Origin of the sequence: Bradyrhizobium sp. CB1717, from assembly GCF_029714325.1 — a bacterium.
Lineage (GTDB): Bacteria > Pseudomonadota > Alphaproteobacteria > Rhizobiales > Xanthobacteraceae > Bradyrhizobium.
In genome coordinates this window covers 6,591,203-6,604,843 of record NZ_CP121666.1, presented here as the reverse complement: position 1 = coordinate 6,604,843, position 13,641 = coordinate 6,591,203, and the positions used below count along the sequence as shown (strand labels likewise).

General features: G+C 64.3%; 14 protein-coding genes. 8 read left to right on the top strand and 6 right to left on the bottom strand.

Translation table 11 applies throughout. The features are described 5' to 3' along the window. Window positions 1–164: 164 nt before the first annotated feature. Window positions 165–434: a hypothetical protein gene (locus QA649_RS42990; RefSeq protein WP_349254038.1), complete on the bottom strand. Its 270-nt coding sequence runs from the start codon at window positions 432–434 to the stop codon at window positions 165–167. Between the two features lie 304 nt (window positions 435–738). On the opposite strand from QA649_RS42990, the gene QA649_RS30955 reads away from it, so the two are divergent. The 3 genes from QA649_RS30955 to QA649_RS30945 all read left to right on the top strand — a co-directional run bounded on the left by QA649_RS30955 (window position 739) and on the right by QA649_RS30945 (window position 1,595). Further along, window positions 739–948 carry a cold-shock protein gene (locus tag QA649_RS30955; RefSeq protein WP_283020522.1) on the top strand — a complete coding sequence of 70 codons (210 nt, stop codon included), beginning with the start codon at window positions 739–741 and terminating at the stop codon, window positions 946–948. Window positions 949–1,061: 113 nt separating this feature from the next. Continuing rightward, window positions 1,062–1,316, top strand: a complete 255-nt coding sequence (locus tag QA649_RS30950; protein ID WP_283026144.1) for a transcriptional regulator — start codon at window positions 1,062–1,064, stop codon at window positions 1,314–1,316. Between the two features lie 54 nt (window positions 1,317–1,370). Next, window positions 1,371–1,595 (top strand): hypothetical protein, encoded by a 225-nt coding sequence (locus QA649_RS30945; protein ID WP_283020521.1) that lies wholly within the window; start codon window positions 1,371–1,373, stop codon window positions 1,593–1,595. Between the two features lie 386 nt (window positions 1,596–1,981). Here the strand turns inward: QA649_RS30945 and QA649_RS30940 are convergent, their stop codons facing one another. From QA649_RS30940 to QA649_RS30925, 4 genes are all read right to left on the bottom strand, one after another. Continuing rightward, window positions 1,982–2,164 carry a hypothetical protein gene (locus QA649_RS30940; protein WP_283020520.1) on the bottom strand — a complete coding sequence of 61 codons (183 nt, stop codon included), beginning with the start codon at window positions 2,162–2,164 and terminating at the stop codon, window positions 1,982–1,984. A 498-nt stretch (window positions 2,165–2,662) separates the two neighbouring features. After that, complete coding sequence (gene frc, locus QA649_RS30935; protein WP_283020519.1) at window positions 2,663–3,940, bottom strand: formyl-CoA transferase; 1,278 nt, start codon at window positions 3,938–3,940, stop codon at window positions 2,663–2,665. A gap of 63 nt (window positions 3,941–4,003) precedes the next feature. Further along, window positions 4,004–5,734: an oxalyl-CoA decarboxylase gene (gene oxc, locus QA649_RS30930; RefSeq protein WP_018647741.1), complete on the bottom strand. Its 1,731-nt coding sequence runs from the start codon at window positions 5,732–5,734 to the stop codon at window positions 4,004–4,006. Between the two features lie 65 nt (window positions 5,735–5,799). Next, window positions 5,800–6,495: a GntR family transcriptional regulator gene (locus tag QA649_RS30925; protein ID WP_164936202.1), complete on the bottom strand. Its 696-nt coding sequence runs from the start codon at window positions 6,493–6,495 to the stop codon at window positions 5,800–5,802. Between the two features lie 349 nt (window positions 6,496–6,844). Between QA649_RS30925 and QA649_RS30920 the strand changes: the two genes are divergently transcribed. The 5 genes from QA649_RS30920 (at window position 6,845) to QA649_RS30900 (ending at window position 13,022) form a co-directional block, all read left to right on the top strand. Further along, a complete protein-coding gene (locus QA649_RS30920; protein ID WP_283020518.1) occupies window positions 6,845–8,974 on the top strand; it encodes an acetate--CoA ligase family protein in 2,130 nt (709 codons plus the stop codon). A gap of 142 nt (window positions 8,975–9,116) precedes the next feature. Continuing rightward, complete coding sequence (locus QA649_RS30915; protein WP_283026143.1) at window positions 9,117–9,959, top strand: IclR family transcriptional regulator; 843 nt, start codon at window positions 9,117–9,119, stop codon at window positions 9,957–9,959. Window positions 9,960–10,072: 113 nt separating this feature from the next. After that, on the top strand, window positions 10,073–11,041 hold the full coding sequence (locus tag QA649_RS30910) for a tripartite tricarboxylate transporter substrate binding protein (RefSeq protein ID WP_283020517.1): 969 nt from the start codon (window positions 10,073–10,075) through the stop codon (window positions 11,039–11,041). Continuing rightward, window positions 11,038–11,523 (top strand): tripartite tricarboxylate transporter TctB family protein, encoded by a 486-nt coding sequence (locus QA649_RS30905; protein ID WP_283020516.1) that lies wholly within the window; start codon window positions 11,038–11,040, stop codon window positions 11,521–11,523. The genes QA649_RS30910 and QA649_RS30905 overlap by 4 nt, the downstream gene beginning before the upstream one ends. Next, a complete protein-coding gene (locus QA649_RS30900) occupies window positions 11,523–13,022 on the top strand; it encodes a tripartite tricarboxylate transporter permease (protein ID WP_283020515.1) in 1,500 nt (499 codons plus the stop codon). Before QA649_RS30905 ends, QA649_RS30900 begins: the two co-directional genes overlap by 1 nt. On the opposite strand, the gene QA649_RS30895 is transcribed toward QA649_RS30900, so the two are convergent. Continuing rightward, window positions 13,019–13,615 (bottom strand): LysE family transporter, encoded by a 597-nt coding sequence (locus tag QA649_RS30895; RefSeq protein WP_283020514.1) that lies wholly within the window; start codon window positions 13,613–13,615, stop codon window positions 13,019–13,021. The two genes, QA649_RS30900 and QA649_RS30895, sit on opposite strands and share 4 nt — an antisense overlap. Window positions 13,616–13,641: the final 26 nt, after the last annotated feature.

Below are 13,641 nucleotides of genomic sequence, written 5' to 3'. Positions count from 1 at the left end.
GCAGTTCGTGCGACACGTCATCGCACGATGTCGTCGTTCGCATCAGTCTGGGGACCGTTGCGGGGGCGTAGATCGAATCCGGCAACAAGGCGCCGGCCGTGCAGCCTTGATCAACCGAAGCCATCGGGGGACTTTCGCTGCGCAGCAAGCTTTGGGCCTCGCCGTCATTCTTTGCCTTCCTCGCCCCGTGTTCGGCCGAGCTTGCGGCCGCCATCCCACGCATCTGCACCGACGTGCCCGCGGGCTTCGACCGGGTGGCCTTTCACCGCGAGTTCAACGCGGCAGTGTTGCAGTTTTTTCGCGAGCAACTTGGCGGTCGAGGCCGCTGAGCGCTGAGCTGAAATCAAGACGAACCGAGGCGGGGAACGGAAGGTCTCGTCCGGGCCTTCAACGAGCGCTGCGGTCAGCAGCGCCTTCTTGTTCTTCTCAAACATGCGCAGAGCTTGCGACACCAATCCGACATGATCGCGTGAGGTGATACGAATTGAGCGCAAATATCGGATCGAGGTCCGCACGGGCTCGAGTCGTTGAACCTGCAAAGGTTCCATTAAAGCTGCGCGATTAAATCTGGCCGAAGCCTTGCTAATGTCGACGGCGAGGTATAGCGTCGCTTTATTCGTTCAGCCGCTGTGCCTTGTTGAATGCGCCCGCGGGCTCCTTTTCCAGAGACATCGACGAATTGAAACGATCTGCGTGAGCGTCACGCGGACTGCGCGCTTGCGCGCTTTGGAGAAGAGAATGGCGACAGGTACAGTGAAGTGGTTCAACGGCCAGAAGGGTTTTGGATTCATTCAGCCCGACGACGGCGGCAATGACGTGTTCGTTCACGTCAGCGCGGTCGAGCGGGCAGGTCTTGCGGGTCTCGCCGAGGGCCAGAAGGTCAACTTCGAGGTCAAGGCCGACAAGATGCGGGGCAAGGTCAGCGCAGAGAACCTCTCGCTGGCTTGAACTCTGTAGCGCCGTTTCACGGATGTACTGAAACGGCCATGCGACCCGCTCGATCCCTGGGATTGAGCGGGCTTTCTCCGTTGCCGGGCAGGGTGAAAGATGAGCGCCAAAAGATGAGCGCGAAGAAAACGGCCGAACCGTCACCCGAATCCGTCGCGCGGGCCGAGCGTCAACGCCTTGCCGCCGAAGAGGGCGCGCGGGCGGTCGCGGATGTCGAAAGGCGCGCTGTCGATATCCGCAAGAACATGGCGCGGCTTCGCGAGCTGCGTGAGGCCAAGGAAGCAGCCGAGCAAGCGGCTGAGGCAAATCTTCGCGCATCGGTGCCCGCGCCTGCACCGAAGAAGCGCACAAGGAAGTCGTTGGGTTAGTCGAGTCCAATAGCGTCGACAAACAATCCGAGGGGGCCGTTCACATGCCAGAGAGTGCGGGCCGTGCCTAGGATCAAGCCGGATGACGGCGGCACAATCACCTTCTTTCTCGCGCTTGGCGCAGGCCGACAGCTATGCCGTCTTGCAACAACGTTTCAGACGCAGAGGCAGGCCTTCAGCTATCTTCAGAAGTATCGAACGGAGTTCGAGCGTATCGCGCGGGCGCGCCTTGAGTCAGGCGAGCTCGAGGACGGGGTCGTCGTCCTCTCGATGCTCTGAAGCATGATCCGGACCCGGAGGGCCGCGTTAGCGCAAGTGCGAAGCGGTTTTCCGAAAGGATCGTGCGTAACCAACAACCTGAAGCGCGATGACGATTCGTCCTAATCTCACCGCGCTTTAGGCCGAAGTCCGGGGCCGATTTCAATCGTTCGACGGCGGTCCCGAATTGAAATGCCGCCCGAAGATCAGGCCATTGTCATCGTGAACCTCGATGGCCAGACCGCGGCCGCTCGCGGACGGCGCAAGATCCTTGGCAGTATCGGCAAGAGACAGCGCGAGCTTCGATCTCGGCAGCTCTCTGCTTCGTCAGACTCAGGCCCTCTTCGTCCACAGCGAGTGCCTTGCCGCCCCAGATGTCGACGTAGTAATGCGGCACCGGCGTTGCCTTATCTGGGACGGTGTCCCTGCTTGGCCTCTCGCGCCAGTCGTTCCGCCTTCAGGCGCTCGCGATTTTCGTGATGGGATTGTTGCGCCTTCGCATAGTCGGACATCGGCTTCTTGGTCTCGACCGGCTTGAATACTTTGTTGGCCTCCCGCAGAGCCCGGGACGCGGGATGATCTCTCAACATCTTGACCTCGATTTGGGTGGACAGGCGCGATCTCGAAATGCGCCGGACCCGGCGTGTTCGGCTCGCGGGCTGGCGGCGGTCGACTTGTCGTTGGATGGCCCGCCTGCGCTCCCACGAGCGCGCCCGTGCAAGATAACGGGGCGGAACCCCGCCTGTTCCCGGGAGGCGACCTTAATTCGGTATCGATTGCTTCTCGGGAGGATCGCAGAGCCACCTGATCTGGCGCCCACAAGAAAGCCGCCGCAATCGGAGGCCGCGGGGGACGACGCCTGGGACAGGACGTTCGCTTTTTCCGATGATGGCATAATACCCCTGTTTTGCCCGACGGGTCAAAAGGCGTTTCGCGAAATCAGAAATATCCTTTGACGCCAGGGGGGTGGCTACTGTGCATGGGGTTGTTTTGCCACTTTTTAGTTTGAGCCCTGCGACTGTGCACCTTCACAAGCAAAAAGGGCCGCCCCTTCGGGCGGCCCTTTCGTCGTTCTCTGACAGACTCGCTTACTCAGCGGCCTGCTTCTGCGGCGGATCGAGCGCGCCCGACTTGTGGATGTCGGCGACCTGGTGGTCCGAGAAGCCCAGCACCGAGCGCAGGATCTCGTCGGTGTGCTCGCCGAGCAGCGGCGAACGCTCCACCTCGCTCGGGCTATCCGACAGCTTGATCGGGTTGCCGACCGAGATGTACTTGCCGCGGGTGGGGTGGTCGACCTCGACCACGGTGCCGGTCGCGCGCAGCGACTGGTCCTCGGCGATTTCCTTCATCGACAGGATCGGGCCGCAGGGGATGTCGTCCTTGTTGAGGATCTCCATCGCCTCGAACTTGGTCTTGGTCATCGTCCACTGCTCGATGCGGGCGAAGATCTCGTTGAGCCGCGGCAGACGGGCCGGCGGCTTGGCGTAGTTCGGATCGGTCTTCCAGGTCGGCTCGCCGATCACGTCGCAGATCTTCTCCCAGACCGGAGCCTGGGTGATGAAGTAGATGTAGGCGTTGGGATCGGTCTCCCAGCCCTTGCACTTCAGGATGCGGCCGGGCTGGCCGCCGCCGGAATCGTTGCCGGCGCGCGGCACGGCATCGCCGAACGGAACGCCTTCGCCGAACTGGCTGTATTCCTTCAGCGGTCCATGGGCGAGGCGCTGCTGGTCGCGCAGCTTGACGCGGGCGAGGTTGAGCACGCCGTCCTGCATCGCGGCGGTGACCTTCTGGCCCTTGCCGGTCGTGGTGCGCTGGTGGAGCGCGGCCAGGATGCCGATCGCGAGATGCAGGCCGGTGCCGGTGTCGCCGATCTGCGCGCCGGTGACAAGCGGCAGGCCGTCGCGGAAGCCGGTGGTCGAGGCGGCGCCGCCGGTGCACTGCGCGACGTTCTCATAGACCTTGCAGTCTTCATACGGTCCGGGACCAAAGCCCTTGATCGAGGCGACGATCATCCTCGGGTTGAGGCTGTGGATCTTCTCCCAGGGGAAGCCCATGCGGTCGAGCACGCCGGGGCCGAAGTTTTCCACCAGGATGTCGCACTTCTTGATCAGCTCGGTGAGGACTTCCTTGCCCTTGGGGTTCTTGGTGTCGAGCGTGATCGAGCGCTTGTTGTGGTTGAGCATGGTGAAATACAGGCTGTCCACGTTCGGGATGTCCTGCAACTGGCCGCGGGTGATGTCACCCACGCCCGGGCGTTCCACCTTGATCACGTCGGCGCCGAACCAGGCCAGCAGCTGCGTGCAGGTCGGTCCGGACTGGACGTGGGTGAAGTCGAGAATGCGAACGCCCGTGAGCGCTTTGGTCATCGTGTTGCTCCGTACTCTGTGTCTGCCCCCGCTAACCGCAGGGAGTAAAGGTTAAGGGGGGACTTACTTCTTCTTCTGCAGAACGCTCTGCGGATTGAGGTTGCCGATGCGGCCGCTCTCCGAGCCCGCGGCCGGATCGATCACCGCGTTGATGAGCGTCGGCTTGCCGGACTTCATCGCCTCGTTCACCGCGCGCTTGAGCTCGTCCGGCGAGGTCGCGTTCACGCCGACGCCGCCGAAGGCTTCCATCATCTTGTCGTAGCGCGCGCCCTTGACGAACACGGTGGTCGCCGGATCATCGTTGGCGCCGTTGACGTCGGTGCCGCGATAGATGCCGTCATTGTTGAAGATGACGACGCAGATCGGCAGGTTGTAGCGGCAGATGGTCTCGACTTCCATGCCGGAGAAGCCGAACGCCGAGTCGCCTTCCACCGCGAGCACGGGGTGGCCGGTCTCGAGCGCGGCGGCAATCGCCTGGCCCATGCCGATGCCCATCACGCCCCAGGTGCCGACGTCGAGACGCTTGCGCGGCTTGTACATGTCGATGACGCCGCGGGCGAGGTCGAGTGTGTTGGCGCCTTCGTTGACGAGGATCGCCTCGGGATACTCCTTGATGACGTTCTTCAAGACGCCGAGCGCGCCGTGATAGTCCATCGGCGACTTGTTGTTCATGAGCTTCGGCGCCATCTTGGCGACGTTCTCTTCGCGCTTGGTCGAGACGGCCTTGGTCCAGTCGGCCGGCGCGGTCCAACCCGCACCGATGGCCTGGTTGAAGGCCGAGACGACCGAGCCGATGTCGCCGACGACGGGCGCGACGATCTCGACGTTGGAGTCCATTTCCTTCGGCTCGATGTCGACCTGGATGAACTTCTTCGGCGTTTCGCCCCAGCTCTTGCCCTTGCCGTGCGACAGCAGCCAGTTCAACCGCGCGCCGATCAGCATGACGACGTCGGAATCCTTCAGCACGGTCGAGCGGGCCGCGCCGGCGCATTGCGGATGGGTGTCGGGCAGCAGGCCCTTGGCCATGCTCATCGGGAGGAACGGCACGCCGCTCTTCTCGACGAAGCTCTTGATCTCTTCATCGGCCTGCGCGTAGGCCGCGCCCTTGCCGAGAATGATGAGCGGACGCTTTGCGCTCTTGAGCACGTCGAGCGCGCGCTTGACCGAAGCGGGCGAGGGGATCTGCGCAGGGGCTGCGTCGATCACCTTGACCAGCGACTTCTGGCCGGCCTCGGCGTTCATCACCTGGCCGAACAGCTTTGCCGGCAGGTCGAGATAGACGCCGCCCGGGCGGCCCGACACCGCGGCGCGGATGGCGCGGGCAAAGCCGATGCCGATGTCCTGGGCGTGCAGCACGCGATAGGCCGCCTTGCACAGGGGCTTGGCAATCGCGAGCTGGTCCATTTCCTCGTAGTCGCCCTGCTGGAGGTCGACGATCTCGCGCTCGGAGGAACCCGAGACCAGGATCATCGGATAGCAGTTGGTGGTGGCGTGCGCGAGCGCGGTGAGGCCGTTGAGGAAGCCGGGCGCCGACACCGTGAGGCAGACGCCGGGCTTCTTGGTGAGGTAGCCGGCGATGCCCGCGGCGTAGCCGGCGTTCTGCTCGTGGCGGAAGGAGATCACGCGAATGCCGGCGGCCTGCGCCATGCGGCCCAAATCCGTGATCGGGATGCCCGGCACATTATAGATGGTGTTGATGCCGTTCAGCTTGAGCGCGTCGATGACGAGATGGAAGCCATCCGTCAGTTCCTGCTCGGTGCCCGGTGCTTCGGACTTGGTCGCGGTATTCAGCATGGGCCTTGTCTCCCTGGTCTCAAGTAACGGGGCGAATTTTTCGCCCTTCTGGTGAACGTTGCTAGTTACGTGAACAGTTCCTGGCCGTGCGCTTCGACGTAAGCGGCAAGGCCGAGGGTGTGGTCGCGGGCGCGCTTCTCGGCGAGCTCGGTGTCGCGCGCTTCCAGTGCTTCGATCATGCCGAGATGCTCGGGCAGGGACGTCGCGGTGCGGTCCTTGCGTCCGATGGTCAGCTGGCGATAGCCGCGCACGTGCAGCAGCAGGTCGTTGGTGAGATCGACCAGCACCGGCGATTCCGACAGCGAGATCAGCGCCTGGTGGAAGGCGATGTTGGCCTTGGAGTATTCCTCCACATGATCCTCGGGCAGACGGTCCTTGCCGAAATCCTTGAAGAAGTCGCGCAGCGCCGTGATGTCCTTCTTGCGCGCGGTGGTGGTGATGAGGCGCGCGGCCATGCTCTCCAGCGCCGCCCAGGCGCGGATCATGTCGACGATCTCGCTCTTGGTCCTGCGCACCACCATGATGCCGCGGCGCGGCACGGTCTTCACGAAACCGTCCTGCTCGAGCATCGCGATGGCTTCGCGGATCGGCGTGCGGCTGACGCCCAGGCGTTCGGACAGCGCGCGCTCGTCGAGCATCACCGGCTCGGGCGTCGAGTAGATGTCCATCTTGAGGATGGCTTCCTTCAAGGCGTCATACGCCTTGTTCTTGAAGCTGCTCTCCGGGGCAATACGAACGATTGCGATGTCTGCCTCGGCCATGTTCGGCAACGCCTTGGTTGGTTTCCGTAGTGACACGACGAATCTCCTCCAGTGGGAGTCGTCTTTTACAGGAATATTAACGGGAAAGTTTTTGGCATACCACATGCCAGAATGTCAAGCTGCCTATTTTTTGCGGCGTTCTAGGGTGCGCGGCGGCTTGACAAGTTGGCTTCTGGCATACCAAATGCCATCGCCAGCCATTTTTGATCCAAGCCGGCGGAGTAATCTCAGGCTTTATGCCACTCCGTTCCGCCGCATGGAACAGAGCGCGGCGAATGGCAAGCATCACGGGCGGCCGCAACACGCGCGCGCTTTGCAAAGAACGAACTTAGGTCAAGGGAGAAGCCACATGTCCAATTCCAAAGATGCCGTCCGCAAGGTGCTTGACCAGGTCAAGGCGGACAACCGCACCAGCCTGACGGCGCCGGAAGGCAAGCTGGTTTGCGACGCCTACGGCATTCCGGTGCCGAAGGAAGGCGTGGCCAGGTCGGCGGGCGAGGCCGGCAAGATGGCTTCGTCCATGGGCTTCCCCGTCGTGATGAAGATCGTCTCGCCGGACATTCTCCACAAGACCGAAGCCGGCGGCGTCATCGTCGGCCTCAAGACGGCTGAGGAGGCCGAGAAGGCCTACGAGACCATCCTCGGTAACGCCAAGAAGTACAAGGCCGATGCCAAGATCGAGGGCGTCCAGGTGCAGCAGATGCTGGCCGGCGGCACCGAGGTCATCGTCGGCTCGATCACCGACGGCTCGTTCGGCAAGCTGGTCGCCTTCGGCCTCGGCGGCGTGCTGGTCGAAGTGCTGAAGGACATCACCTTCCGCCTCGCGCCCGCGACCAAGGAAGACGCGCTCTCGATGCTCGATGGCATCCAGGCACATGAGATCCTGAAGGGCGTGCGTGGCGGTGAGCCGGTGAACCGGACGGCGCTCGCCGACGTCATCGTCAAGGTCTCACAGCTCGTCACCGATTTCCCTGAGATCGTCGAGCTCGACCTTAACCCGGTGTTCGCGACGGCGAAGAGCGCGATCGCCGCCGACGTCCGTATCGTCGTCGACTTCGCCTATGTGCCGAAGCCCAAGCCGCGTCCGACCGAAGAGATCGTGGCGGCGATGAGCCGCATCATGCAGCCGAAGGCGGTCGCCGTGGTCGGCGCCTCCGCGGAGGACGGCAAGATCGGCAACTCCGTGATGAAGAACCTCATCAACGGCGGCTACAAGGGCGAGATCTATCCGATCCATCCCAAGGCTGCCGAAATCCTCGGTTACAAGGCCTACAAGAGCGTCAAGGACGTCCCGGGCGTGATCGACACCGCCGTGTTCGCGATCCCTGCGAAGTTCGTAGCGGCGGCGCTGACCGAATGCGGCGAGAAGAAAATCCCGGGCGCGGTGCTGATCCCGTCGGGCTTTGCCGAAGCCGGTGCGCCGGAGCTGCAGGCCGAGATCGTCGAGGTCGGCAAGAAGTACGACATCCGCCTGATGGGGCCGAACATCTACGGCTTCTACTATACGCCCGCAAATCTCTGCGCGACCTTCTGCACGGCCTATGACGTCAAGGGCCACGCGGCGCTGTCGTCGCAGTCGGGCGGCATCGGCATGGCCATCATCGGCTTCTCGCGCTCGGCGAAAATGGGCGTGTCGGCGATCGTCGGCCTCGGCAACAAGTCCGACATCGACGAGGACGATCTGCTCGCCTTCTTCGAGCAGGACCCGAACACCAACCTGATCGCGCAGCACTGCGAAGACCTCAAGGACGGCCGCGCCTTCGCGGAAGCCGCCAAGCGCGTCTCCAAGAAGAAGCCGGTCGTCGTGCTCAAGGCCGGCCGCACCTCGGCCGGCGCCAAGGCGGCCTCGTCGCACACCGGCGCGCTCGCCGGCAACGACAAGATCTACGAGGACGTGCTGGCGCAGTCGGGCGTGATCCGCGCCCGCAGCCTGCGGCAACTGCTCGAATTCGCCCGCGGCGTGCCGGTGCTGCCGACGCCGAAGGGCGAGAACGTGCTGATCATCACCGGTGCCGGCGGCTCGGGCGTGCTGCTGTCGGACTCCTGCGTCGACAACGGCCTGTCGCTGATGTCGATGCCGCCGGATCTCGACGCGGCCTTCCGCAAGTTCATCCCGCCGTTTGGTGCGGCCGGAAATCCTGTGGATATCACCGGCGGCGAGCCGCCGATCACCTACGTCAACACCGTGAAGCTCGGCCTGTCGGACGAGCGCATCCATTCGCTGATCCTCGGCTACTGGCACACCATCGTGACGCCGCCGATGGTGTTCGCCCGCAACATGGTCGAGGTGAAGAAGGAGATGGAGGCTAAGGGTTTTGTGAAGCCGATCGTGGCTTCGCTGGCCGGCGACGTCGAGGTCGAGGAAGCCGCCGAATATCTCTACCAGAACGGCATCCCGGCCTACGCCTATTCGACCGAGCTGCCGGTCGAGGTCTTGGGCGCCAAGTACAAGTGGGCGCGCGGGGCAGGGCTGCTCTGAGCCTAGCTCTCCTGTCATCCCGGGGCGATGCGAGGCATCGAACCCGGGATCTCGAGATTCCGGGTCTGGTACGCCAGGCCCGCGCTGCGCGCAGTCCCGGCGCACCATCCCGGAATGACGGATGCAAAAGCGGCAGGTCGCGATGAGCAAGAACGTGATCCGGCGCAAATCGCACGAAGCCCGATCGCCATCGGAGGTCGACCACGACGCACGCGACGGCGGCGTGCAATCCGTCGATCGCGCGCTGTCGATCCTCGAAACATTGGCCGAGGACGACGAGGGCTATCGCCTCAGCGATCTCGCCGTCCGCACCGGACTGTCAGCGTCCACCGTGCACCGCCTGCTGGCGACGCTGGAAAGCCGCCGCTTCGTGCAGTTCGATCGCGCCGAATCCAAATGGCATGTCGGCGTGCGCAGCTTCACGGTGGGCGCGAGCTTCGCGCGGCGACGCAATTTCTCCACGCAGGCGATTCCTTACTTGCGCAAGCTGCGCGATCTCACCCGCGAGACCGCCAACCTGGCCGTGGTCGACGACGAGTTCATCATCGTGCTGACCCGCATGGAGAGCCGCGAGATCATGCGCTCGCTGACCCAGGTCGGCGGCCGCGTCGCCATGGTGACGTCGGGCGTCGGCAAGGCGGTGCTCGCGACCTATTCGGACGAGGACGTCGCTGCGGTCATCCGCCATCACGGTATGCCCCGCCTGACCGAAAAGTCGATCGTGCGGCCGGGCGATCTGTTCAAGGAGCTCGAAAAAATCCGCAAGCAGGGTTTTGCGCTCGACGACGAAGAGGCCTGCATGGGCCTGCGCTGTATTGCCGCAGTAGTCTATAACGACTGCGCCGAGCCACTGGCGGCGATTTCGGTCTCCGGCATGACCAGCCGCCTGACCGACGACAGATTGCCGGAAATCGGCCAAATCGTGCGCGAAGTCGCGGGCGAGCTGACCGTCGCGCTTGGCGGGGTGATGCCGGCTTCCAGCTGACCGGGAACCAGGCGCTGTCGCTGGACAGCATCGGCCGTTTTGGCTGATATGCGACCAAACGACACAATGCGGCAAACGATCAACACGTCCGCACGAGCCTGGAGAATGCCCCCATGTTTCAATTTCCCGCGCGCCTTGTCGGCGCAGCCGTCGCGCTGACCCTCGCGGCAGCCGCGCCTGCCTTTGCCCAGCAGCTCGAGCTCAAGCTGATGGCGCCGGCGGCCCCGGGCGGGGGCTGGGACCAGACCGCGCGCTCGATGCAGCAGGCGCTGGTGGCTTCGGGCGTCGCGCGCAGCGTGCAGGTGACCAACGTCCCCGGCGCCGGCGGCAGCGTCGGCATCGCGCAGTTCGTCAACGGCGCCAAGGGCGACGGCAACCAGATGATGGTCAACGGCTTTGTCATGGTGGGTGCGCTCGCCATGAACAAGTCGCCGGTCACCCTGGAGCAGGTGACGCCGATCGCCCGCCTCACCGAGGAAATCCAGGTGATCGTGGTGCCAGCGAATTCGCCGATCAAGAACGCGCAGGATCTCGCCGCCGCAGTGAAGGCCGATATCGCCAAGGTGACCTTCGCCGGCGGCTCGGCCGGCGGCGTCGACCATGTGATGGCGGCGCTGTTCGCTGGCGCCGTCGGCGCCGATGCGAAGAAGATCAACTACATCCCGTTCTCCGGCGGCGGCGAGTCGCTCGCCGCGATTCTCGGCGGCAAGGTCACCGCGGGCATTTCGGGCTTGAGCGAATATGAAGGCCAGATCAAGTCCGGCAAGCTGCGCGCGATCGGCGTGACCTCGGAGAAGCGCATCGCGGGCAGCGACATCCCGACGTTCAAAGAGCAGGGCATCGACCTCGTGATCGCCAACTGGCGCTCGGTGGTTGCGCCTCCCGGCATTACGCCGGAGCAACGCAAGACGCTCAGCGACGCGGTGGAAAAGATGGTAAAATCAGATGCCTGGAAGGAGATCCTCAAGCAGAAGGGCTGGGAGGATGCCTATCTCGGCGGCGACGCCTTCGCCGACTTCCTGAAGAAGGAAACCGTGCGCGTCACCGACGTCTTGAAATCGGTCGGCCTCGTCAAGTCATGAGCTCAGGCGATCCCGCCCAGTCGCCGCGGCGCGTCGATCGCGCCGGCATCGTCATCGCTGCATTGCTGGCGGTGCTCGCCGCGGTGCTGGTCTGGGACTCGCGCGGCCTGCAATCGACCGCGATGTACGGCATGGGCCCGGAGGCGATGCCGGTCGTGATCGCCTGCGGCCTCGCGCTGCTCGCGATCGGCAATTTCATCGACGCGCTGCGCGGTAATCTGCCGCCGCGCGAGAGCGCCGATCCTGTCCCGGTGGCTTTGATCCTCGTCGGCCTGGCATTGCTGATCGCCATCATCGGCTTCGGCGGCGGCTTCATTCTGGCGACGTCGGCATTATTCGTCACGACGTCGGCGGCCTTCGGGCGCCGTGCCGTCCTGGTCGACAGCATCATCGCCCTCGTGATGTCGACCCTCATCTACCTCGCGTTCGACCGCCTGCTGACGCTGAGCCTTCCCGCCGGCCCCCTGGAGCGACTGCTGTGATGGACACCTTTGCCGCCCTGGCACACGGCATGGCGGTCGCCATCCAGCCGATGAACCTGCTCTATGCGCTGATCGGCGTGTTCCTGGGCACAGCCGTGGGCGTGCTGCCCGGCATCGGCCCGGCGCTGACGGTCGCGCTGCTGCTGCCGGTCACCTACAAGCTCGACCCCGGCGGCTCGTTGATCATGTTCGCCGGCATCTATTACGGCGGCATGTATGGCGGCTCGACCACCGCGATCCTGATCAACACGCCCGGCGAGAGCGCCTCGATGGCAACCGCGCTCGAAGGCAACAAGATGGCCAAGGCCGGCCGCGGCGGGCCGGCGCTGGCGACATCGGCGATCGGCTCCTTCGTCGCCGGCACCATCGCCACCATTGGTCTAGCCTTCCTCGCGCCATGGCTGGTCGATTTCGCCGTGCGTTTTGGCCCCGAGGATTACTTCGCGCTGATGTGCGTTGCCTTCGTCACGGTGTCGGCGACCTTCGGCGATTCCCCGATCCGCGGCCTCACCAGCCTGTTCATCGGGCTGACGCTCGGCCTCGTCGGCATCGACAAACTGACGGGACAGGCGCGGCTGGCGTTCGGCGTCCCCGAGCTGCTCGACGGCGTCGAGGTGACGACGCTGGCCGTCGGCCTGTTCGCGGTGGGTGAGGCGCTCTACGTCGCGTCGCGCCGTCACCACAGCGAGGAGAAGCTGGAGCCGGTGCGTGGCTCGCTGTGGATGACGAAGGAAGACTGGAAGCGGTCGTGGAAGCCGTGGCTGCGCGGCACCATGTTCGGCTTCCCGATCGGTGCGCTGCCGGCGGGCGGCGCGGAGATTCCGACCTTCCTGTCTTATTCCACCGAGAAGCGCCTCACGAAACATCCCGAAGAGTTCGGCAAGGGCGCGATCGAAGGCGTCGCGGGGCCGGAGGCCGCCAACAACGCCTCCGCCGCCGGCACGCTGGTGCCGCTGCTGACGCTGGGACTGCCGACCTCGGCGACGGCCGCGATGATGCTGGCGGGCTTCCAGCAATACGGCCTCAATCCCGGGCCGCTGCTATTCGCCGAACGGCCCGATCTGGTCTGGGGCCTGATTGCCAGCCTGTTCATCGCCAACATGATGCTGCTGGTGCTCAACTTGCCGCTGGTCGGCCTGTGGGTGCGGCTGCTCGCGATCCCGCAGCCCTGGCTCTATGCCGGCATCCTCGTGTTCGCGACCATGGGCACCATCGCGGCAAAGCCGTCGGTGGTCGAATTGTCGATGCTGGCGGGCTTCGGCGTGCTCGGCTTCCTGATGCGCCGGTTCGATTTTCCGATCGCGCCCGTTGTGGTCGGCCTGATCCTCGGCCCGATCGCCGAGAGCCAGCTGCGCCGCGCGCTCGCCATCAGCCTCGGCGATCCCATGACGCTGCTGCAGAGCCCGATCTCGGCGACGCTGCTTGGCATCGCGTTGATCGCGCTGCTGGCTCCCTTCGTGCTGAAGGGGCTCGGGCGGTTCAAGGCGAACGAGGATTAGACGAACGCCAATCCGGCGGCGATCAGCACCGTCAATCCGAGCGCGATGTTGAGCACGCGCTCGTTCCTGGACGACAGCGACAATCCGCGCAGGAAGGCTCCAATGTAGAGCCAGATGATGTCGACAATGATCATCACTGCGATCAGCAACATCCACTTGGTGAAGGCATCGTGCGGCGCGTTGTCCTTGATCAGGGTGTACGATGCCAGCAGCGAGGCGAACGCCAGGTAGGCTCTCGGATTCGTCACGCCGAGTAGAAATCCCATCGCAGGCGAAGCGTGCGCGCCGTTGTATGTTCTTCCTTCTCCGATCGGGGACGACGCGATGCTCCAGGCGAGATAGACGAGATAAACTGTGGCTGCGATCGTCATCGCGTGTAGCGCCGACGGGAATGTCGCCAGCAACGAAAACAATCCCGCGGCCGTGATGCCGGCGGCCATGGCCAGACCGAGCTGAAGACCCAGGAAATATCGCAACCCGCCGGCAAAGCCGCGGGCGCGACCGACCGCGAGTAGCGCAGCGATCGCCGGCCCCGGCGATCCCAGCAATCCGACCGCCGCTGTCAGGAATAAGCCCGTTGCAACCGTGTCCATCGCGACGCTCCTCGCATCCGTCAGGA